A 20,833-nucleotide genomic window follows, 5' to 3' on the forward strand; every position below is an offset into this window, starting at 1 on the left:
CAATTCCGAGATATCCGGGAAGGCGCTTCGATGTTTCCCCGTACCGCGAACCCCGTCTCCTTCTGCTCCTTTCCGCCCGGTGACGCTGTGCCCAGGAACCAACGGGTGTGCAAGAGAGAGCCTCTGGCAGGATGGCCGAGCACGCTTCTGGCTCAGTCATCTGGTCGGACAAAGGCTCCAGAACGCGGCTCTGAGACGGCCTGACCCACGCTGGAGGATTCCCGATGACCAGATTCTATGAGTTTCCATGAAACGGTCCAAGCCGGAGTCTGTAGGATCTGGCGAGGCAGAATTTCAGGGTTCGCTATTTCAGGGTTCGCTCACGCCGGAGGGGGTCGTAGCGGCGGCGGTCAGGATCAAGCGCACGGTGCTCGACTTCTGGCCGCCCGGTCCGGATGCGCTCAGCATCAGATCGTAGACGCCCGGCTGGCTTCCTGACGGCACCTTCACGTCCAATTCAGCCTGATTCTCTGCGATCACCGGGGCGTAGTCCTGGCCGAAGGCGTTGACCCGCAGGCGGTCCAGGCCCTGAAGCTGCACGCTCAGACGCACGGTGTCGCCGGGCGCGGCACTGACCTGATTCAGCCGGGCCAGCAGCGCCGGCGCGCCGCTCTTGTATGACAAGACGGCGGTGGGCTGGGCCGCGCCCGCACCGAGTTGCAGCGCGCCCGCGCCCGCCGCACCCACCAGCACATCCGTCTGCACTGCCGAAACTGCCACCAATCCCGGCAGGCTAGACAGGTCGAGTGCCGCTGCGTAGTGGCCCAGCGGCAGGGTGGCGCGGGCGTGGCCCCGGCTGTCGGCCTGTACCGTGCGGGTGACCAGCCCACCCAGCCCTGGACCCGTCAGCCGCACCGGAACATAAGGTAACCCCGGCTCGCCGTCGTCGTAGACGCCGTTGTGGTTGAGGTCCTGGTAAGCCAGCACGTCCACGTTGCCCACGTTCGCAAAAGCCACGTCGCGCCGCTCGACGCTGCCGGGCAGACCGCTGAGCTGCCGCGATTCCGGTGGGCCGAACGGTTCGAGCGTGGCACTCAGACCGCCGGGGAAGCTCATGACCTGCGCCCCGCTGACTTGCAGGTGGTATTCGCCGCGCGCGTCGGTCACGCTGCGCTGGTTTCCCGCCTGCACGGTGACGCCGACCAGCGGCGGCTCGCCCGGGTCGCGCAGGCCGCTCAAGTTGTCGTCGCGGTAGAGCACCCCGCTCACCGAGCTGCCGTTCAGGCCGCCGAACGCCTGCACCACCGCCTGCGGTGTGGCGACGAGCAGGTTCAGGTCGTAACTCACGCCGAGCTGAGCCGACTGGCGCAGCGGTCTGCTGCCGGGCAGATCGACAGGCGGATTGGTCAGCAGCGGCGTCACCTCGGCGGTGCCCGGACTCGCCTGGCTGCTGGCGTAGTCCAGGCGGTAACTGGCGCGCAGATTCAGTCCTCGTGTCAGCACGTCTTGCGCCTCCACGCCCACCGCTGCGCCCGTACGTGAGTTGCGGCCCGCCGCGCCCGACTGCCAGCTCTGGCTGAAGGCCAGGCTGCTGCTCAGTTGCGGGGTCCACTGCCGCTCCCAACTGACCTGCGCGCCGTAGACGGTTTCCAGCGCGCCGCCGATGCTCACTCGCGCCGCGCCCACCTGCGCGCCGAACTCGTTTTCGGCCAGCCGGTAGCTGCTGGTCAGGTTCAGCTTGAGCTGCTGGCGCTGCTCATGGTTGGCAGTCCAGTCCTGCTGGGCAGTCAACTCGGCGCTGGCCTGTACCGCCGAGCGCCCCGCACTCCCCTCCAGATTCACGTCCAGATCCAGGCGGCGCTGCATCCCACCGGGGCTGTGGTCGTCGCTTGACAGGGCCGCCCGCAGCGTCGTCTCGATGCCCAGGCGGCCGAACGCGCCGGTCTGGAGGCTGACCCTGGGGGCCGCCAGCGCGCCGCTGACTTCCCACTGAGCTGCTTTGGCCGCGCCCGCGCTGAACTGATAGCGTCCGCCGATGCTGGCCCCGAAATTGAGGGCCGGTTTGCCACTGCTACTGCCCGAGCCGCTGTAGAAAGCCAGTCCAGAGACGCCGTACCAGGTGTCTCGCGGCGTGAGCTGCACGGTGGCGGCGGCCCGCAGTCCCACCGGCGCGGCGCTGCTCAGCCCGCCCGAGACGCCGAAGGTCTGCAAACCGCCGGTCACGACGCTGTAGGTCTCGGTCAGGTCCAGCGCGCCGCTGCGGTAAGTCAGGGTCTGGGCCGCCTGCGCGCCGAAGCTGGCGCTGTCAGGAGAAACGGGTGATTGCGCCTGCGCCGGTGATGTCTGCGTCACAGGCGTCGGGGCGCTGCTCGTCTGGCTGCCCTGGGCGAGCGCCGAGACGCTGAAATCGATCGCCGGACCGAGCGCGCGGGCGTAGCGTGCGCCCAGACTTTCCTGGCGCTGCGTCTGGTTGCCAAGCGTGGTTGACTGGGCCTGAAGCGTGGCGTCGAGTTGCCCGCCGGCCAGCGGCCCGCTCAGGTCCACGCCCGCGCCGAAGCGCTGCGCTGCGCCCAGCACGTGGTACTCGGCGCGCGGCGAGAGGGTCCATGCCCCCGCCCCGACGCTGCCGCCCAGGCTCACGCCCTGGGTGCTGACCTCGGCCCGCGCACTCCAGCGCGCGGCGTGTAGTTCGGCTTGTACTGACAGCGCGCTGGGTGCGCTCACGCCCGACGCGCCGCTGACGTCGCCGTCCAGCTCGCTGCTGGCCGAGGCGTCCACCTTGTCTGAGAGCTGGCCGTCGGCGCTGGCATGCACGCCGTAGTGGGCGCTGAGCTGATCGCCCTGGTCGGTCTGCTGGTAGTCGGCCTGCGCCTCCGAGCGCAGCCTGAGCACCAGCGAGGGGCCACCCGCCCCCGCGCCGCCCAGCCGCGCCCCGGCGGGTACCCCGAACACCGCCTCGCTGCGGGTGCGCGCCACTACGGCTGCATCGAGGCGCGAGGTGGCCTTGACGAAGGTGGTGTAGCGGTAGTCCGGCGACACCCCGCTGAGAATCAACGACACCTGCACGGTGGCGCGTTCTCCGGGGCGCAGCGTCACGCTGTGGGCGCTGAGCTGCGGGGTGGGGTCCACGTTTTCGAGCGTCAAATCGAAGGTGTCGGTCTGGTTGCCGAGGTTGGCGACCTCCACCGGAATCTTCAGGAACACGCCCGGCGCGGCGGCGATGCGTGCGGGGCTACTCAGCGAGAGCCGGGTCTTGGCCTGTACCTCGACGCTGGCCTGGGCGGTCATCACGTCCTGGCCGCTCTGCTGGGCATGCAGCGTGATCGGCACCTTGCCGACCGGGGCCTGCGCCGGAATGCGGAAGGTGACCGGAAAGAGGGTCTGTCCGCTCACGTCGAGCTGGGCGCGCGGCGTCACCGGGACCCAGTCGGGCGGCGACTCGACGGCCAGATCGTACTTGCCCTGGCCCTGCACCCGGAAGGTCAGCGTGACGAGCTGGCCGGGTTCGCCGCTGCGGGCCGCAGGGGAAGTCAGTTCAAACGGAGTGGGCAGCGCCAGGGCCTGCGCCGCGCTCAGTGAAGCGGCCAGCAGCGCTGTAAGCACCATCCGGTTGGACATCGTTTCACCTCCCCCTGGTCACTGCTTCAGACTTGACGGCTCAGGGCAGCAGGGTCGCCGTGAACCGCACCTCGAAACTCTCCTGACTGATCTCACTGCCCTGCAAATCGAGGGCAAATTCCAACTTGAGCGGCTGCCAGCCGAGCGTGGCGGCCACACCGCTCAGCACGACCTGCGGCGTGGCCGCCACCGGCAACCAGCTTCCGCCGTTGAGCCGGTAAAATAGTCCCTTGAGATCGGGCAGCGCTCTGGGCAGTGGGCTGGGGCCGGCACTGGGCGTGACCTGCATCTGCACGGTCCAGGGTTTACCGCTGCTGCTGAGCACCGCGAATGTCTGCGCTGCCGAGAAGTAGCGCGCCGGAAAGGTGGCGGGCGGGTAGTTGAGCGCTGTGATGTCGAAGTCGATGCTGGCCTGGGCCGGGCTTTGCAGCGAGATCACAGCGGGAATGAGGCTGCGAATCACCGTGTCAGGCTGAGCGGGCGCGCTCTGGGCCAGTACGCCGGAGCAAGCGCCAGCACACAGCCACAGGGCCGCACCGAGCCGCAGCCTGCCACTGACCCGGCGCGTGGACTTCACGGTTTGCTGCCCTGGCCTTCGGCGGGGGCGGGCAGCGGGGGCGGGGCCGCCAGATCGAACGGCAGGCTCAGCACATGCTCGCCCAGCAGGTCGCGGCCCTGGTCACCGTCGTTCAGCACCACCAGGGCGCTGTACTGGCCCTTGGGCAGCGGCCCGCTCAGGCTGGCCTGGAGCAGCAGGGTGTGGCCCGGCAGCGCCACGTCGAGGTTGAGCGGCAACGTCGCGGCGAGTTCGCCGTCCGCGCCGCGCAGTTCGACCCGGCCCTGCACCCCGCTGACCACATTGCCCGCGTTGCTGTACTGCACGCCGATGGTGTAGGCCCCCTCGGCAGTTTTGGGCAGTTGATCGAAGATCCCGACGATACTACCCACGCGCTTGATCGGCGCGATATTGACGTAGATGGTGTGCGCCACCCGCAGCCGAAAGGCGGCCAGCGTCTGCCCCGGCTTGGGCGCGGGGTCCTGGCCCTCCAGCATCAGCATGATCCAGTGGGTACCGGGCGCGGCATTGGCCGGCACCTGCACGGTGTAGCGCACTTCCTGGCTCTGCTGGCCCGCCAGATCGAGCGCCGTCGGCGAGAAGGTGATCCAGTTCTTGAGGCTCTCGGGCAAGCTGCCGGCCGGCAGATACGAGGTTTCGCCCACCTCGCTGATGTCCATATCCGACAAGTAAGCCGAGACCCGCAGCGGCTGGGGATCAGGATTGGGGTTGTAAATGTTGAGGACCTGGGTGATGGTCTGTCCCGGCACGGCGTCAAACAGCCGGGCCACCGGATCGACGCCCACCGTGCCCTGGGCGCGGGCGGGCAGAGTCAGCGCCAGGCCCAGGGCCAGCAGTCCAGCGGTACTCAGACGAACCAGAGTCGAGTTGCGGCGCATGCAGTCTCCAGCGAAAACTCCCGGCGAGGGCCGCGCCGAACACGAACGTCATGTCGCGGCGCAGCCCAGGAGCCGGGTCAGGGGGTAGGGCGGGTCTTCAGGGGTTGACGACTTTGGAATCGCTCAGCGCGAACGGCGCGGCCTTGGATTCCAGGGTGTAGGTCAGTGTGGCGAGGTTGTCACCGGCCAGATCGCCGTCCACGACCACGGCCACGACCACCAGATCGTCGAGCCAGCTGGTGTATTCGCGGCACAGCGGCGGACGCTTGGCGGCTCCGGCGGCCGAGCGGTTGCCGGTGGTACCGACCGTCAGGTTGACGGGAATCAGTTCGCGGGTCGCGCCGGGGGTCAGCTGATACAGGCCGGTGGGCTGGCCGAAGCTGTCGCAGGGGTTGTCCTGAATGTACATCAGCTGCTTGCCCCGGCTGCCGGTGGGCGTGTCGCGGCTCACGCTGAGCTTGAAGTTGCCCAGGTTCGAGAACTTCTGGAGCACGAACGTGCGGTAGCACACGAAGTAGGCCTTGGTCTTGTTGTCCACGACGCCGTTGACCAGATCGACCGGCGGGTAGGCCTTGACCTGCGGCCCGGCGTTAATGGTGATCTTGCCGAATTCGCTGGTGGGCGAGTAGGAGGTGCCCAGCGGCAGCACCTGGGTCTGGTTCCAGAAATTCGCGTCGGTGTTGCTGGAGACGTCGCGGGCCACGCCGTCGGTGCCGGGTTTGCCATAGGCGCAGTACCAGGTGGCGTCTTGCTGGCCGATCTTGGAAATGTCGAACACCAGGCTGGTGGTCGCCAGGTGCAGCGCGGTGGCTTCCGGCAGTTTGAGATTCACGGTCTGCTGCACGGTGGCGGTGGTGGTGCCGGTATTGACCGCCTGATTGTTGCCGCCCAGCGTCGGTGAGATGGTCTGCGCCGCCGCCATCCCAAGCCCAACTGCTGCCAGTGTCGCCATAACCCGCCTTGCTCCGGTTCGCTTCATAGTGCCTCCTCAGCCCCCCTGCTGTCAGGTTTGTGACAGAGCGCTGTGTGAAATAATCTACATCAAATGAACGGGAGATGTGATGAGAAAATCATGTGGGGCGACTGTTTTAGGTTTCTCATCCTGCTTTCGCGCCTTCGGACCACTGCAAAGCGGCTCCCAAATCCACATATTTAATCCACGAATTGTCCCATCTGGACTTGGTAAATCCGGGATCATCGGTCGGGAAGCCAGCCGTCCGGGGCGCTCCTGCTCATTTCCGTGCGAAAACCTTCATCTCAAGATTTTGTGGCCGACTCGTTTTCTCATTTATGAACCATTCAATGTCAACTGATTTCAGGTGAGCGGCTCGGCCTGTCCCATGCCCCGGTCAATGGCCCGCTGAATGAACTTGACGGCCTTGAGGGTGCCCAGGCCCAGATAGCGGGCCACCTCGGCCTCGTCGTGGGTCAGACTGAGCATCCGCAGTCCGGCGTGGTTTCGCAGCGCCCGCCAGGCCCGGTAGGACACATTGCCGCCCACGCATACCCGGAAGAGGGCCGCACGCACCAGATGATCGTTTTCCAGCTCGGGAAACACCCGGCCCTCACCGCCGAACAGCTGGGTCACGCCCTGCTGATGGGCATGAAGCTGCAAGGCGGCGTGCAGCGTCTGGCCGGTAGGCACCTCGCGCCCGCGCACCTGCAGGATCCCCTGCTCGAACTGCATATCGCGCCAGTTCAGGGCTGCCACTTCCGGCCCGGTCAGGCCCGCGTGCGCGCCGAGCAGCACCAGCGCCTGCTCGCGGGCGTCACCGTGGGTCAGCATCCGCTGAATCTCGGGCTCGGTGTAAGCCTGCTTGTGCAGCGCCGGGTCGTTGCTGGGCGCGTCAAGCTGCGCGAACGGGTCGGCCACCGCCGCGCCGTGGGCTTGCAGCGCCGTGTAGAAGTTGCGGGCGTGTGCCAGGCGGTTGATGACGCTGGCGGGCGTGTCGGGGTGCTTGTGTTGCAAGAAAGCCAGGTACTCGTTGCCCAGTGTCGGGGTAGGTGAGAGCACGCTCTGGTTGCCCTCGAAGGCCCAGCGCAGAAAAATCCGGCAGCCGCTGAGATTGTTGCGCCGGGTGGCGTTGCCGGGCTGGCCGGGCAGGTCAGTCTCGACGGCGTTCAGCACACCTTCCACATCCTGTTTGATCAGCAGTTGCCGAATCTCGCTCTCGCTCATATTTAGAATATATATGAGACTGATGAAAATTGCCAATCGTCCGTTCCGAACAGCACCTCAGCGCGGCGGCTTCACGAACTCGAACACATGTCCCTCGGGGTCGCGCACGGCCAGCCCCAGGCCGTCGTGCAGATGCTCCAGGCCCGCTTGCTCGATCCGCCGGGCCACTTCCCCCACATCGGCATAGAACCGGACCAGGGCGTGGTCGCCGCCCAGCATCTCGGCCAGGCCCACCTGGGGGTCCCAGGCATACAGCCAGCGCCGGGGCGTGCCGTCGCCGTCAGGTTCGGGCTGCGGGCCCAGGGTGAACTGGGCGAAGTCGCGGTCGGGCTGCTCCTTGGCAAAGGCAAAGCCGTAGGCGGCGGGTAGCCGGGTCTTCATGGCCGGGTAGTCGCCGAAGGCCAGCGCCACTTCCCGCAGGCCCAGCACGGGTAGGGCGTGTGCGGGCCGGTGCTGCGGCGCGGGCAGGAAATGCGGGCGGCGCGGATCATTCAGGTTGACGCCGCGCAGTTCCAGGCCGTTGCCGAATGGGTCGAAGAAGTACAGGGTCCGGTCCGGCGCGTCCTCGGTGCCGAGATTGATCTCCTGCCAGGTCAGGTTGTGCGCGCCGAGCAGTGCCTTGCAGCGCTCCAATTCCTCCGGCACGATCTGCCAGGCGTAGTGCAGATGAGAGGCACCGCGTGCCCGCAGCGGCGCGAGCCGGGCATCGCTGGCGACACGGGTCACCGGCTGCCACAAACTCAACGTCTGGTGGTCGTTGACCCGGAACGTCGCCACCTGGCGTTCCAGATCGGTGTTTGCTTCGAGCAGGTTCAGCCCCAGCACCTGCTCGTAAAAGCGCACGCCGCGCGCCAGGTTGTTGACTTCCAGGGTCAGGCCCGCCAGATCGAGGATGGGCGAGACGGCAGGGTTGCTTGCATTGGTCATGGCGGCCAGCATGCACCGTGCTCCCGGCGGTGTTCGTAGCCCTGCTTACCGGAGACACGAACAGGGAAAGCCACCTTCACGGCGCTTTCCCTGCATGACTTCAGGCGGCTCAAACCCAAGCTGCTCTCCAGTTCAGTCGGCGGCCTGCGGCGCGCTGCTGGTGCGCTGTGCCGAGGGCAGCAAGAAGGCCAGCAAGGCACTCAGGGCGCTCACTCCTGCCAGAATCCAGAAGGCCAGCTTGAGACCATCCACGAAGGGGGTCAGGGTGGCGGCGGGCAGGTTGCTCGACAGCCCGCTGAAGACCTGGAGCATCACGTCTCTGGGGACCTCGCTCACCACGATGCTGAGGGTAAAGATAATGGCGATGACGCCGCCCACGCTCATCAGCAGGCTGCGGATGCCTGCCGCCACACCCCGGCGATCAGGAGCCACGCTACCCATGATCAGGCTCGAATTGGGCGAGTTGAACAGGCCGTTGCCGATGCCCGCGACGAACATCAGACCCGCGATCAGCCAGTAGGGGGTCTTCAAGCTGAGCGTTGCAGCCAGCCCGGCCAGCGCCAGCGTGCCCAGCACCGTTCCGGCACGGATCAGGGTTCTCGGGTCCATGCGGTCCGAGAGCCGCCCGGCGATGGGCGAGGCGATCAGCAGCCCCACCGCCACTGGGCCGAGCATGATGCCTGCCAGCACTGCGTCGATCCCTTTTGCACCCTGAAAGTAGAAGACGAACAGGAAGGTGAGCGCCATCCGGGCCACCGAGTTCAGGAAGACGGTGGCATTGTTGAGTGAGAAGGCCGCGTCCCTGAACAGCCGCAGATCGAGCATGGGAGCCTGCACCCGGCCCTCGATGACCACGAACAGCGCCAGGGCCGCTACGCCGACGAGGAGGTAGGGCAAGACGCCGCTCCACGACTGGATGCCGCCCACCGACAGGCCGATCATCAGTAGCGCGAAGCCCACGGCGTAGGTGAGATTGCCCCACACGTCGAAGCGGTCCTTAGAGTCTTTCTTGCTGGCTAGGTCGCGCAGGGTAAAGGCCGCCCAGAGGGTGCCGATGATGCCCAGCGGCACATTGAACCAGAAGACCCACTGCCAGCCCAGCGCCGTCAAGGCCCCGCCGATAATCGGCCCCAGAATCGCGCCGACGGCCACCATCATCTGGTTGGTGCCGATGGCAAAGCCGAGTTCCTCCTTGGGAAAGGCGTCGGTGACGATGGCGCTGGAATTGGCGATCATGAAGGCTCCGCCCACGCCTTGCAGGGCGCGCAGGGCGATCAGCAGCGGCACGTTGCCGGTGAACCCCGCCAGCAGCGAGGTAAGGGTAAACACGGCAAACCCCAGCACGTAGAGCTTCTTGCGCCCCACCATGTCCGAGAGCCGACCGACGTTGAGCACGAACACCGTCTGGGTCACGTTGTAGGCCAGCAAAATCCAGATCAGGCTCAGCAAGGTGGTGTGCAGGTCGCGCAGTAAGGTGGGCAGAGCGATGATCAAAGTGCCGGAATTCATCGAGGCCATCAGCGCGCCGAGGCTGGTGACGCTCAGGGCCAGCCACTTGTAGGAAAAGCGCTCGTGTAGAGAGCTTTTGGGTCGGTCGAGCTGGGTGCGGCTCATGCGCTCAACGCCTGTTCGTTCAGCAGGTGGCTTTCCAGGCGCTCCAGGAGGCCCTGCACCTGGGCCACGTCGGCAAGACCCAGCGGCGCGAACAGGCCGCGCAGATGGGCATGCAGCTGCGGTACGGCGCGCTGCATCAGCGCCTCGCCGGCGGGCGTGATGCCGACCTGCAAGCTGCGGCGGTCCTGCGCGCCGCGCTGGCGGGTGAGCAGTTCTTCTTGCTCCAGCCTATCGAGGATGCCGGTCAGGTTGCCGGGCGTGACGCCGAGGCGATCGGCCAGCTCGCTGGCGCTCAGCGGTTCGCCGCCGGTCTGCTGAAGCTGGCGCAGCACTCGGTACTGCGGCGCTGTGAGGCCCAGCGCCGTGACCTTGCCGGTGATGTTGCGGCTGAGAATGGTGTAGACCCGGTCGAGCGTAACCCACAACTGCACTTCGGGGGGCCGCGAGGGGGCATCGGCGAGAGAAGCGTTCATGCCAAAAATATAAGCCTTGACCATATAGACTTAAAGCATCTGTCTCCGATTCAGGTACAGATTTTCCTAACCCACGTCCTTGGTGCCCGCGATTCCGGCCACGATGAAACTGCTCAGCACCTGCGGCAGATTGCCGCCCTCCAGCGTGTCGGTCAGGTCGGCTGCGCTGCCCTCACTCTCCAGCGACAGGCTGATGCGCTCGTAGGCCAAACTGATCAGCAGGTTCAAAATGATCGGCAGCAGGTGGGGTTGCCGCCGCACGGCAGGCAGGTCGTACAGGTTCAGACGCGTTTCGATGGCCTGCACGAAGGCGCGGCGGCGGCGGCGAAACAGCGGCCCGCCCCCGCTGTTGAGCAGCGAGAGCAGTTCGCGCTCGCGCAGTAGTAGCCGGAAGAGGGCAGCGAACGGCACCATCCCCGAATCCGGCAGCAGGGGAGAGAGCCGCTCGGGAAAGCGCTCCAGCCGGGCCTCGAAGAGGGATTCCAGCATGGTCTCGGTGGACGCGAAGTAGCTGTAGATGGTGGGGCGCGAGACCTGCAAGCCAGCTGCAATGTCGGCCATGCCCACCGCCTCGAAGCCGCGTTCGACGAACAGCCGAGCCGCGATATCCAGAATTTGTTCACGGCGCGTCTGGGCGTTGAGTCGGCGGGCCAGGACAACTTCAGTCATAGCGGGCAGCTTAGCAAAAAAAACCTACATGCCGTCACTTGACAAAGTGTCAATAATTATCGATGCTTTAAGGGTGACTGACTGACCGGACCAGAATTACGTAATTCAAACGTTGACCACCACTGGTACACCTTCCAACGCCCTGCTGATGCTGGCCGCCGCCAGCTTGCCATCCTGGACCGCCATCACGGTGCTGGCGCTGCCGCGCACCCGGACGCTGTCGCCCGCCGCCCAGACACTCGGCAGATTGGTGCGCAGCTCGTCATCGACCTTGATGTAGCCGCCCTCCAGTTGCAGACCCAGCACGGCGGCCAGGGCGGGCTTTTCCTGCCCGATGGCCTTGATGACGCTGTCGCAGGCGATGACGAACTCACTGCCCGCTACCGGCTGGGGGCGTGGTCGGCCCGAGGCGTCCGGCTCGGCCAGCGCCATCTTCACGCATTTGAGGCCTGTTACCTGTCCGCCCTCGCTCAGCACTTCGACCGGCTGGGTCAGGAAGGTAAAGCCGATGCCCTCATGCAGCGCGAACTCGTATTCGTGGCGGTAGGCGGTCATCTCGGCCTCACTGCGGCGGTAGACGATGACGACCTCGGCCCCGGCGCGGCGGGCCATGGTGGCGGCGTCGATGGCGGTGTTGCCCGCCCCGACGATGACAGCCCGGCCGCCCGGTGCCAGGCGCTGCGGCTCCAGCTTGGCCCGCTCGATAAATTCGAGACCGTCGATGAGATGCTCCTCGCCGGGAATCCCCATCGCCGGAACCGCGCCCAGGCCCAGCGCCAGCAGCACGGCGTCGTGTTCGGCCAGCAGGATGTCGAGGTCGGCTGCGCCGCTGAGTTCGCGCTGCGTCTGCACGTCCACGCCCAGCGCTTTCACGGCCTGCACCTCACGCTGCGCGACCTCCAGCGGTTCGCGCAGGCTGATGATGCCGTAACTGCTCAGCCCGCCCGCCAGCTCACGCTTTTCCAGCAAGGTCACGGCGTGCCCGGCCTTGGCGAGTTCGGCGGCGGCACTGATCCCAGCGGGGCCGCTGCCGACGACGGCCACGCTCCTGCCGCTGCTGGGGCCTGCTTTGAACAGCTGCACGCCGCGCTCCTGCACGTGGTCGACGGCGTAACGCTGCAAGCGGCCAATCTGAATCGGGGTGTGGTCGGCCCCCAGCACGCAGGCCCCCTCGCAGAGCTCCTGCACCGGGCAGACGCGGGCGCAGGTGCCGCCCAGGAAGTTGGCTTCCAGAATGGTGCGTGCCGAGCCGCGCAGGTTGCCGGTACTGATCTTGCGGATGAAGGTGGGAATGTCGATGTGGGTGGGGCAGGCGTGCAAGCACGGCGCGTCGTAGCAGTACAGGCAACGGTTGGCTTCCACGCTGGCTTCATGGGCGCTCATGGCGGGCAGCAGTTCCTGCCAGGCGCTGCCGCCGGGCGAGAGTTCGGCGGAGAAGACCGGGGCATGCTCGGGGAGTGACATCACAGCACCTCGCTGGGGGAAGAAGGAAACGGCGGCAGAACTGCGGGCCGGTTCACGCCCTCACCGGAGCTGAATTAACCGATGCTCCAGGGTAGGGGCCTGCCCTGGGCACGTCAAGTTCGGGGTGCGGTGTTCAGGCGTTTACCAGTCAATCTCCCATCTCCACTGACCGGGCATGTGTAACACTGCGGCCATGAAGGTCAGGATCAAGGAGGTGGCCGCCGCCGCCGGGGTCAGCGCCGCGACGGTGTCGAAGGTCCTTTCCGGGCGCGCTGCCTACGCCGTGCAGGCCGAGACGGCCCGGCGGGTGCGTCAGGTGGCGCTGGACCTGGGGTATGTGCCCGACGTGGCGGCGCGCAACCTGCGGACCCGGCAGACTGGACAACTCGGGGTGGTGCTCGAAGCGGTGGAGCCGTCCGAACCGGACCGTCTGCTCGGCGGCCTGACGACCTCCGGTGCGGTGCGCCGCACCTTCGACGGCGCGATCATGGCGGGCCTGAGCGACGCGGCACGCGAGTGGCAGGTGCCTGCCCTGGTCGTCTATCCGGGCGTCGGGCAGTTTCAGACGTACCTCGACGGCCGGGTCGACGGGCTGCTGGTGAGCTGCAATCCGCTGCGTGGCCATTATCTGCTGAGTGAGCTGGCCAAGCTGCCGATGCCGGTGGTGGCGCTGTGGACCGAGGCGGTGCCGCCGGGCGTCAGCATGGTGGATGTGGACCACCAGGGCGGCGCGCGACTGGCCGCTGAGCACCTGCTGGCCCTGGGGCATACCCGCATCGCCTTTTACGGCGGCGGGCAGGCCAGCGGCGTCGAACATTTCCAGCGCCGGGAAATGGGCTACCGCCAGGCCCTGAACGCTGCCGGACTCACGCCGCGCCCGGCCATTCACCAGGGTGACGTGCTGGTCGAAGCGGTGCGGCGCGGCGAGGTGAGCGCCGTGTTCGCCGAAACCGACCTCGGCGCGGCGGCGGCGGTGCAGGCCCTGACCCGCGCCGGACTGCGGGTACCGGACGATGTCTCGCTGGTCGGCTTCGACGACATCCTGGGAGCCGAATACATCGCGGGTGGGCTGACCACGGTCTATCACCCCGCCGCCGAAATGGCCGCGCGGGGCGTCCGGGTGCTGCTCGACCGGCTCGGCGGCGCGGCTGCGACGCGGACGCTGTTGCCCACCCGCCTGATGGTGCGGCGAAGCACCGCACCGTTCAAGATTCGCGGCTAGTGCGCCCGCCTTCGTTTAGAGGGAGGTGCGTTGTTCCGGACTGGGTGCCGACACGGTGAAGCTCCCCTTGACCTGCTTTAACTGTTGTGTATAATTCAAATCACGAAATCGTTTTCTTTTCTTTGATTCGCAGGACAGAACCTGCGAATCATGGTTCTCCGCTCGCCTTTGAAGCCTGCGGCTCCTTTCCCTTTGCTGCTTCGTGTTTCGGCGCTTTGCTGCGCCACAAGGAGATGTTATGAAAAGACTGGGCATTCTTTCCGCTGTTCTCGGCCTGAGCCTTCTGGCTTCCTCTGCTACTGCACAAAAGCAGGTGGTGGTGGGGGTCAGCTGGTCCAATTTTCAGGAAGAGCGCTGGAAGACCGATGAAGCCGCCATCAAAGCCCAGCTCACCAAACTAGGAGCCAAGTACCTCAGTGCCGACGCCCAGAGTTCCAATGAAAAGCAGCTCTCCGATATCGAAAGCCTGGTGACGCGCGGCGCAACCGTGCTGATCGTGCTGGCCCAGGACAGCGAAGCGGTGCTGCCTGCCATCAGCAAGGCCAAGGCCGACGGCATTCCGGTGGTGTCGTATGACCGCCTCATCGAGGATCCCTGGGCCTTTTACATCTCGTTTGACAACAAGGAAGTCGGCAGGCTTCAGGCCCGCATGATCCTGGGCGTCAAACCCAAGGGCAACTACGCCTTCGTCAAGGGCAGCCCCAGTGACCCCAACGCCGCGCTGCTCTATGCCGGGCAGCTCGAAGTGCTCGACAAGGCCATCAAGTCCGGCGCGATCAAAAACGTGGGCAACCAGTTCACCGAGGGCTGGAAGCCGGAAGTCGCACAAACCAACATGGAGCAGATCCTGACCGCCAACCAGAACAAGGTGGACGCGGTGGTCGCCTCCAACGACGGCACCGCGGGCGGCGCGGTGGCGGCCCTGGCCAGCGTGGGACTGGCGGGCAAGGTGCCGATCTCCGGCCAGGACGCCGACAAGGCGGCCCTCAACCGCATTGCCAGGGGCCTGCAAACCGGCACGGTCTGGAAGGATTCGCGCACGCTCGGCACCGAGGCGGCCAAGATCGCGGTGCAACTCGCGAATGGAGCCAAGCTCAGCGCCGTCGCGGGCAGCAGCACCTTCAACGGCGGCCCCAAGAAAGTCACGGTGAACAGCATTCTGCTCAAGCCAGTGGTCATCACCAAGAGCAACCTGGGCACGCTGATCACGGCGAAGTGGGCCACCAAGGCCGAGATCTGCAACGGCGTGACCGGCACCGCTGCGCCCGCCGCCTGCAAATAACGGCGCTTGATCTCAGCTTGAGCTTGAGGGGAAAGAGGCTGCCGCTGCGCTCCTTTCCCCTTCCGCTTGCCTTTTCAAGGAGACCGTATGCAGAGTGTCAAGTCTACCGCCGCGCCGCCCAGACGCCTGCTGGCCTCGTTGGGCCTGGACGCCCGGCTGGTGTTCATGGTGGCCGCCATCGCCGGAATCTGGATCGTCTTTCATGTGTTGACCGGCGGCATCTTCCTGACCGCCCGCAATCTGTGGAACCTCTCGGTGCAGACCGCCTCGGTGGGGGTCATGGTCAGCGGCATGGTCCTGATTATCGTGATGCGCAATATCGATCTGTCGATCGGCTCGATTCTGGGGTTTACCGGCATGTTTATGGCCGTCGTCAACACCCAGCTCTTCAGTCAGAACACCTGGTGGGCCGCGCTGCTGACCTTACTGCTGGGCCTGCTGCTCGGCGTGCTGGTGGGCGTCATTCAGGGTACTTGGATCGCCGTGCTGGGCGTGCCGTCCTTTATCGTCACGCTGGGTGGGCTGCTGATCTTTCGGGGCGGGGCGTGGCTGCTCACCAGCGGCCAGACCGTCGCGCCCCTGAGCGAGAGCTTTCAGATTCTGGGCGGCGGCCTCAACGGCTCGATCGGCGGGCTGTGGAGCTGGTTTGTCGGCGCGGCCATTATGGTGGCCATCTTGTGGGCTGATGTGCGGGTTTATCAGCAGCGGGCGCGGCGCGGACTGCCCAACCGCTCGGTGGCGCTTCAAGCGCTGCTGACTGGGGCCAGCTTGCTGCTGGTGCTGGCCTTCGTACTGGTCATGAACAGCTACGCCGATCCGCGCAGCGGGTTGCCACGCGGCATGCCGGTGCCGGTGCTGCTGATGCTGGGGGTCACGGCCATCATGATGTGGGTGGTGCGGGCCACCCGCTTTGGCCGCTACGTGTTCGCCTACGGCGGTAACCCCGAGGCAGCGCGGCTGGCGGGCATCAACACCCGGCGGCTGACCATCATGGTGTTCGGCCTGATGGGCCTCCTGGCCGCGCTGGCTGGGGCCATCCAGTCGGCGCGGCTCAATGCTGGAACCAACTCCACCGGGACGCTGGCCGAGTTGAGCGTCATCGCCGCTGCCGTCATCGGCGGGACCTCGCTCTCGGGCGGCACCGGCAGCATTCCCGGCGCGTTTCTGGGGGCCATTCTGATGGCGAGTCTTATCAACGGCATGTTGCTGCTCGATCTGCCGAGTGCCTGGCAGAACGTGGTGCAGGGCCTGGTGCTGATGCTGGCGGTCACGCTGGATGTGCTGGTGCAGCAGCGGCGGGCCAAATGAGTCTGGCGACTGGCGTACCGCTGATCGAGACGCGCGGCATCTTCAAGAGCTTCGGCGGCATCCACGCGCTCGAGAACGTGAGTGTGGCGCTGGCCCCCGGCGAGGTGCTGGGGCTCTTAGGCCACAACGGAGCCGGAAAATCCACCCTGATCAAGATGCTCTCAGGGGCTTACACCGCCGACGCCGGGCAGATTCTGATGAACGGCCAGGAAGTCCGCCTGACCAGTCCGCGCACCGCCCAGAACCTGGGCATCGAGACGATCTACCAGAATCTGGCGCTGGCCGACAACCTGGATGTGGCCGCCAACATCTTTCTGGGCCGCGAACTGCTGCGCGGCGGGGTGCTGGACGAGGACACCATGGAACTGGAGTCGCGCAAGGTGCTCGACCGCCTGAAGGTCAACCTGCCCGATCTCAAGAAGCCGGTGTTCAACCTCTCGGGCGGGCAGCGCCAGTGCATCGCCATCAGCCGGGCCATTTACTTCAAGGCCAAGGTGCTGATCATGGACGAGCCGACCGCCGCGCTGGGGCCGCAGGAAACCGCCCAGGTCAACGAACTGATTCTCTCGCTGCGCCAGGAAGGCGTGGGCATCTTCCTGATCAGTCACGATCTGCACGACGTGTTCGATCTGGCCGACCGGGTCACGGTGATGAAAAACGGCAAGGTGGTGGGCAGCGCCCTGACCTCGCAGATCAGTCAGGACGAGGTGCTGGAGATGATCATTGCCGGAAAGCTGCCGCGCCGCGAGGTGCTAACACCCTAATCGCCCCAAGTCCGCTTTCGTCTCTCTACAGTTTGAAGGAAGGAGCCCGTATGCCAGAGTTCACCCCCACCCCCGCCGACCACTTCACCTTTGGCCTCTGGACCGTTGGCAACGTTGGCCGCGATCCGTTCGGTGAACCCACCCGCAAGCCGCTGGGGGCGCCCTACATCGTTCAGAAACTGGCCGAACTCGGCGCTTATGGCGTCAACCTTCACGACAACGATCTGGTGCCGATCGACGCCGGCGCTGCCGAGCGTGACCGGATCGTCTCGGAATTCAAGGCGGCGCTTTCCGATCATGGTCTCAAGGTGCCGATGGCGACCACCAATCTGTTTACCGATCCGGCCTTCAAGGACGGGGCGTTTACCTCCGCCGACGCCCGCGTGCGCGCCTACGCCCTGCAAAAAACCATGCTGAGCATGGATCTGGGTCATGAACTCGGTGCGGAGGTCTACGATTTCTGGGGCGGGCGCGAAGGCACCGAGGTGGACGCGGGCGGCAAGCTGCTCGATTCGCTGGCCTGGTTCCGCGACAGCCTCAACTTCCTGGCCGAGTACAGCGCGTCGCAGAACTACAACTACAAATTCGTGCTCGAACCCAAACCCAACGAGCCGAGGGGCGACATCTTCTTTCCCACAGCGGGCAGCATGCTGGGCTTCATCGCCACGCTGGACAAGCCCGAGCAGTTCGGGGTCAACCCGGAATTTGCCCACGACACCATGGCGGGTCTGAATTTCGCGCACGCGGTCGCGCAGGTCATCGACGCCGGAAAGCTGTTTCACATTGACCTCAACGACCAGAAGATGGGCCGCTTCGATCAGGATCTGCGCTTCGGGGCCGAAAACATCAAAACGGCGTTTATGCTGGTCAAATTGCTCGAAGACACGGGGTACGGCGGCATGAAGCATTTCGACGCCCACGCCCTGCGCACCGAGGACGAGGCCGGGGTGTGGGCCTTTGCCAAAGGCTGCATGCGGACCTACCTGATGCTCAAAGAAAAGGCGCGGCAATTCAACGAGGACAGCGAGATTCAGGCGGCCCTCAAAGCGTACACGGTGAACGACGCCGAACTGGAAGCGCTGAGCAAATTCAGCCCGGAGAACGCCCAGGTGCTCAAGGCCCGCAGTTTCGACCGGGCCATGCTGGGCACACGTGGTCCCGGCCTGGAACACCTCGATCAGCTCACCATTGATCTGCTGCTGGGAATGCGCTGATGGCAGAGGTGGTGCTGGGCCTGGACCTCGGCACCAGCGGCGTGAAGGTGGTGGCGCTGAGCGCCTCGGGCGAGCTGGTGGCTCACGCCAGTCGCCACTACCCGCTGCTGACCCCCCACCCCGGCTGGACCGAGCAGCGCCCCGAAGACTGGGCAGCGGCTACCCTGGCCGCACTGGGCGACGTGACTGGTCAACTGCGCGAATCGGGTCACATCCCGCAAGCCCTGGGCCTCAGCGGGCAGATGCACGGCGCGGTGTTTCTGGATGCTGGGGGCGAGGTGATTCGCCCCGCGCCGCTGTGGAACGACCAGCGCACCGGAGTGGCGGTGGCCGAGATCGAGGCCGCCATTCCGCGTGCCGAACTGATCGCCCGCACCGGCAACCGGGCCGTCAGCGGCTTTCAGTTGCCCAAGCTGCTGTGGCTGCGGCAGGCTGAGCCGGAGAACTTTTCCCGTGTGCGTCGGGTGCTGCTGCCCAAAGATTATCTCGGCTTCCTGCTCACCGGAACCTTCTGCACCGAGCCGTCCGACGCTTCAGGCATCGGGGCGCTGAATCTGGCGTCTAAAACCTGGGACAGAGATGTGCTGGACGCCCTCAGGCTGGACGTGGCACTGTTTCCCGAGGTGGTGGATTCCTGGGCGGTGGTGGGGCAACTGCTGCCGGAGATCGCCGCGCAAACCGGCCTGCCGCCGGGCCTCAGCATCGTGGCGGGCGGCGGCGACAATGCGGCGGCGGGCGTGGCGCTGGGGCTGTCGAGCCAGCGGCCCGAGCTCGGCAGCGTCAGCCTCGGCACCAGCGGGGTGCTGTTTGCGCCGCTGGCCGAGCCGACGCCTGATCCTGAGGGCCGGGTGCATCTGTTCGCCCACGCCGATGGCGGCTACAACCTGCTGGGCGTGACCCTCAGCGCGGCGGGAGCGCTGCAATGGTTCCGCGACAAGCTGGCTCCCGAAACGTCCTTTCAAACCCTGCTGGACGAAGCTGCCAGCATCGACTCTGCGGAAGGTGTCACCTTTCTGCCGTTTTTGTCGGGTGAGCGCAGCCCCCACATGAACCCCGATCTGCGCGCCAGTTTCAGTGGGCTGAGTCTGGCGCATGGCCGCCCGCAACTGGTCCGGGCTCTGCTGGAGGGCGCGGCCTTCGCGCTGGCCGACACCTACGACGTGATGCGGCCGCTCTCGGACCTCAAGACCTTGCTGGCGACTGGCGGCGGCGCTCGCAGCGCTTTCTGGCTCGGCCTGGTGGCGGGGGCGTTGAAGCTGGGCGTGCAGCAGGTGGCGCATGAACCCGGCGCGGCCGAGGGTGCGGCCATGCTGGCGATGCCTGCGGCGGGCTTTTACCCGGATGTGCAGGCCGTGATGTCGGCGCTCGCCCCGGTAGGTCAGTTGGTGCCCGCACTCAATGTGGCTGGAAGCTTGGCAAGCTATCAGGCTGAGCGCGCGAAGGTCGTTACCGGGAATCGGGTCGAGAATATATAAAACGAAGCTTTTCCCAGGCTCCAGGGAAGAGTGAAAGGCGCGGCCGGATGCGCTGCAAAATCTCGAAATGGCAGTCTTGTCGAACCCTGTACTCCTACACGGGGCCATCCGAAGAAGCTTGCTTCATCTTCCGGCGGCGAGTCGTCGTTCTCAGCAAGTCTGCCCTCGCCGGGCCAAGCTCTACCAGTTGTCTAACTCCTGCTTCAAACTCTCGTCAGCCCACTTGGCATAGATCTCCGCCGTCGCCACCGAGGCGTGCCCGAGGTGCCGGGCCACGTCCTGTAACGAACGCCCCGACTTGACCAGGCGGGTGCCCGCGCTGTGGCGTAGCGCATGGAGCGAGAGAAATGGTACGCCAATCCGGAGGCAGACGGCCCGCAACCGTAACCGGGCGGCTTCGGGGGTGCCGCCGATGATCAGCGCCTGTCCCGGCTGCTCGATGAGCACCTCGCTCAGCGCGCGTTTGAGCGAGGCCGAGAGGTTGACCACCCGCAGCTTATTGCCCTTGCCAACCACCTTGAGGCGTCCGCTCATCAGATCGACGTCCTCGCGCTTGAGGCCCACGATCTCGGAGGCACGCAGTCCGGCATGTGCGCCCAGCAGCACCGTGACCCGGTGGCGGGCGTCCCCGGTAAGCAGCAACGCCTCGACGGCGGCCTGTGGATACGGTGAGCGTTTATCCCAGCGGGCCACCTTGTCGGCCCCCACCCGGACATCCAGAAACGGATCGGCGTCGGTGGCGTCGGCCCAGCGCAGTGCCCGGTAGAGCGCACGCGCTCCGGCCAGGTACACGTTGACCGAGGACGCTGAGAGCGGGCGCGCAACCGCTGCTGGTTGAGCGGACGCGCCGGTCCGGGCTTTCTTGTTGCTGCGTTCGAGCGGCACCTGTCCGGCTTCCAGTTCGCGCACGAACAGTGCGCCCTCGTCGGGCTTGGGCCGCAGCAGGCCAACGGCGTGGCGCTCGGTAAAGACCAGCCAGCGCCGCAGGCCGTTGCGGTAGGTTCGCAGGGTGTGGCGGCTGCCTGCGGTGGTGTGCAAACTGTGATGGGCCTGCACCAGCGACCATAGCGTCTCCAGATCGCGGTCACGGGCGGCGCGCACGGCCTCTCGGCGGCGCTGCTCCGGCTCCAGCCACAAGCGGGCGAAACTGAGCGGCCCCTGATAAGGCTGCAAGGCCAGCGAGGCGGACAGTTCAGCAGAGTGGGTCACCCTTTGATAATAACACTTAT

17 protein-coding genes are annotated in these 20,833 nt (G+C 66.0%); 6 read left to right on the forward strand and 11 right to left on the reverse strand.

Going from position 1 to position 20,833, the window contains the following annotated elements; genetic code table 11:
* Positions 1–309 precede the first annotated feature (309 nt).
* The 10 genes from GUI70_RS02285 to GUI70_RS02330 form a co-directional block, all read right to left on the reverse strand.
* On the reverse strand, positions 310–3,558 hold the full coding sequence (locus GUI70_RS02285; protein ID WP_161880680.1) for a hypothetical protein: 3,249 nt from the start codon (positions 3,556–3,558) through the stop codon (positions 310–312).
* Between the two features lie 40 nt (positions 3,559–3,598).
* Positions 3,599–4,135 (reverse strand): hypothetical protein, encoded by a 537-nt coding sequence (locus tag GUI70_RS02290; RefSeq protein WP_161880681.1) that lies wholly within the window; start codon positions 4,133–4,135, stop codon positions 3,599–3,601.
* Complete coding sequence (locus GUI70_RS02295; RefSeq protein ID WP_161880682.1) at positions 4,132–5,013, reverse strand: hypothetical protein; 882 nt, start codon at positions 5,011–5,013, stop codon at positions 4,132–4,134. The genes GUI70_RS02290 and GUI70_RS02295 overlap by 4 nt, the downstream gene beginning before the upstream one ends.
* Positions 5,014–5,110: 97 nt before the next feature.
* A complete protein-coding gene (locus GUI70_RS02300) occupies positions 5,111–5,992 on the reverse strand; it encodes a hypothetical protein (protein WP_202630374.1) in 882 nt (293 codons plus the stop codon).
* Positions 5,993–6,328: 336 nt separating this feature from the next.
* A complete protein-coding gene (locus GUI70_RS02305; protein WP_161880683.1) occupies positions 6,329–7,192 on the reverse strand; it encodes a tyrosine-type recombinase/integrase in 864 nt (287 codons plus the stop codon).
* 57 nt (positions 7,193–7,249) lie between these two features.
* Positions 7,250–8,119, reverse strand: a complete 870-nt coding sequence (locus GUI70_RS02310) for a VOC family protein (protein WP_161880684.1) — start codon at positions 8,117–8,119, stop codon at positions 7,250–7,252.
* Between the two features lie 132 nt (positions 8,120–8,251).
* Positions 8,252–9,733 (reverse strand): MFS transporter, encoded by a 1,482-nt coding sequence (locus GUI70_RS02315; RefSeq protein WP_161880685.1) that lies wholly within the window; start codon positions 9,731–9,733, stop codon positions 8,252–8,254.
* Positions 9,730–10,206 (reverse strand): MarR family winged helix-turn-helix transcriptional regulator, encoded by a 477-nt coding sequence (locus tag GUI70_RS02320; protein WP_161880686.1) that lies wholly within the window; start codon positions 10,204–10,206, stop codon positions 9,730–9,732. The genes GUI70_RS02315 and GUI70_RS02320 overlap by 4 nt, the downstream gene beginning before the upstream one ends.
* A 66-nt stretch (positions 10,207–10,272) precedes the next feature.
* Positions 10,273–10,875, reverse strand: coding sequence for a TetR/AcrR family transcriptional regulator (locus tag GUI70_RS02325; protein WP_161880687.1), 603 nt, complete (start codon positions 10,873–10,875; stop codon positions 10,273–10,275).
* A gap of 105 nt (positions 10,876–10,980) precedes the next feature.
* Complete coding sequence (locus GUI70_RS02330) at positions 10,981–12,339, reverse strand: NAD(P)-dependent oxidoreductase (protein ID WP_161880688.1); 1,359 nt, start codon at positions 12,337–12,339, stop codon at positions 10,981–10,983.
* A gap of 175 nt (positions 12,340–12,514) precedes the next feature.
* Here GUI70_RS02330 and GUI70_RS02335 point away from each other — a divergent pair, with 175 nt between their 5' ends.
* From GUI70_RS02335 to xylB, 6 genes are all read left to right on the forward strand, one after another.
* Positions 12,515–13,561, forward strand: a complete 1,047-nt coding sequence (locus GUI70_RS02335; RefSeq protein ID WP_161880689.1) for a LacI family DNA-binding transcriptional regulator — start codon at positions 12,515–12,517, stop codon at positions 13,559–13,561.
* Positions 13,562–13,799: 238 nt separating this feature from the next.
* On the forward strand, positions 13,800–14,843 hold the full coding sequence (gene xylF, locus GUI70_RS02340; protein WP_161880690.1) for a D-xylose ABC transporter substrate-binding protein: 1,044 nt from the start codon (positions 13,800–13,802) through the stop codon (positions 14,841–14,843).
* Positions 14,844–14,930: 87 nt separating this feature from the next.
* Positions 14,931–16,151, forward strand: a complete 1,221-nt coding sequence (locus GUI70_RS02345; protein WP_161880691.1) for a sugar ABC transporter permease — start codon at positions 14,931–14,933, stop codon at positions 16,149–16,151.
* Positions 16,148–16,915 (forward strand): ATP-binding cassette domain-containing protein, encoded by a 768-nt coding sequence (locus tag GUI70_RS02350; RefSeq protein ID WP_161880692.1) that lies wholly within the window; start codon positions 16,148–16,150, stop codon positions 16,913–16,915. Before GUI70_RS02345 ends, GUI70_RS02350 begins: the two co-directional genes overlap by 4 nt.
* Before the next feature lie 50 nt (positions 16,916–16,965).
* Positions 16,966–18,129, forward strand: coding sequence for a xylose isomerase (xylA, locus tag GUI70_RS02355; RefSeq protein ID WP_161880693.1), 1,164 nt, complete (start codon positions 16,966–16,968; stop codon positions 18,127–18,129).
* Positions 18,129–19,604, forward strand: a complete 1,476-nt coding sequence (gene xylB / locus GUI70_RS02360) for a xylulokinase (protein WP_161880694.1) — start codon at positions 18,129–18,131, stop codon at positions 19,602–19,604. Before xylA ends, xylB begins: the two co-directional genes overlap by 1 nt.
* Before the next feature lie 180 nt (positions 19,605–19,784).
* Here the strand turns inward: xylB and GUI70_RS02365 are convergent, their stop codons facing one another.
* Positions 19,785–20,813, reverse strand: a complete 1,029-nt coding sequence (locus tag GUI70_RS02365; RefSeq protein WP_237724647.1) for a tyrosine-type recombinase/integrase — start codon at positions 20,811–20,813, stop codon at positions 19,785–19,787.
* Positions 20,814–20,833 lie beyond the last annotated feature (20 nt).

Source organism: Deinococcus alpinitundrae (assembly GCF_009982895.1).
Classification (GTDB): Bacteria; Deinococcota; Deinococci; order Deinococcales; family Deinococcaceae; genus Deinococcus; species Deinococcus alpinitundrae.

Bases quoted from the DNA above. Each gene is read 5' to 3' on its own strand.
- GUI70_RS02330 (WP_161880688.1), bottom strand. From the start codon at position 12,339: ATGTCACTCCCCGAGCATGCCCCGGTCTTCTCCGCCGAACTCTCGCCC.
- GUI70_RS02345 (WP_161880691.1), top strand. From the start codon at position 14,931: ATGCAGAGTGTCAAGTCTACCGCCGCGCCGCCCAGACGCCTGCTGGCC.
- GUI70_RS02305 (WP_161880683.1), bottom strand. From the start codon at position 7,192: ATGAGCGAGAGCGAGATTCGGCAACTGCTGATCAAACAGGATGTGGAA.
- GUI70_RS02350 (WP_161880692.1), top strand. From the start codon at position 16,148: ATGAGTCTGGCGACTGGCGTACCGCTGATCGAGACGCGCGGCATCTTC.
- xylF (WP_161880690.1), top strand. From the start codon at position 13,800: ATGAAAAGACTGGGCATTCTTTCCGCTGTTCTCGGCCTGAGCCTTCTG.
- GUI70_RS02295 (WP_161880682.1), bottom strand. From the start codon at position 5,013: ATGCGCCGCAACTCGACTCTGGTTCGTCTGAGTACCGCTGGACTGCTG.
- xylB (WP_161880694.1), top strand. From the start codon at position 18,129: ATGGCAGAGGTGGTGCTGGGCCTGGACCTCGGCACCAGCGGCGTGAAG.
- GUI70_RS02325 (WP_161880687.1), bottom strand. From the start codon at position 10,875: ATGACTGAAGTTGTCCTGGCCCGCCGACTCAACGCCCAGACGCGCCGT.
- GUI70_RS02315 (WP_161880685.1), bottom strand. From the start codon at position 9,733: ATGAGCCGCACCCAGCTCGACCGACCCAAAAGCTCTCTACACGAGCGC.
- GUI70_RS02310 (WP_161880684.1), bottom strand. From the start codon at position 8,119: ATGACCAATGCAAGCAACCCTGCCGTCTCGCCCATCCTCGATCTGGCG.
- xylA (WP_161880693.1), top strand. From the start codon at position 16,966: ATGCCAGAGTTCACCCCCACCCCCGCCGACCACTTCACCTTTGGCCTC.
- GUI70_RS02300 (WP_202630374.1), bottom strand. From the start codon at position 5,992: ATGAAGCGAACCGGAGCAAGGCGGGTTATGGCGACACTGGCAGCAGTT.
- GUI70_RS02320 (WP_161880686.1), bottom strand. From the start codon at position 10,206: ATGAACGCTTCTCTCGCCGATGCCCCCTCGCGGCCCCCCGAAGTGCAG.
- GUI70_RS02285 (WP_161880680.1), bottom strand. From the start codon at position 3,558: ATGTCCAACCGGATGGTGCTTACAGCGCTGCTGGCCGCTTCACTGAGC.
- GUI70_RS02335 (WP_161880689.1), top strand. From the start codon at position 12,515: ATGTGTAACACTGCGGCCATGAAGGTCAGGATCAAGGAGGTGGCCGCC.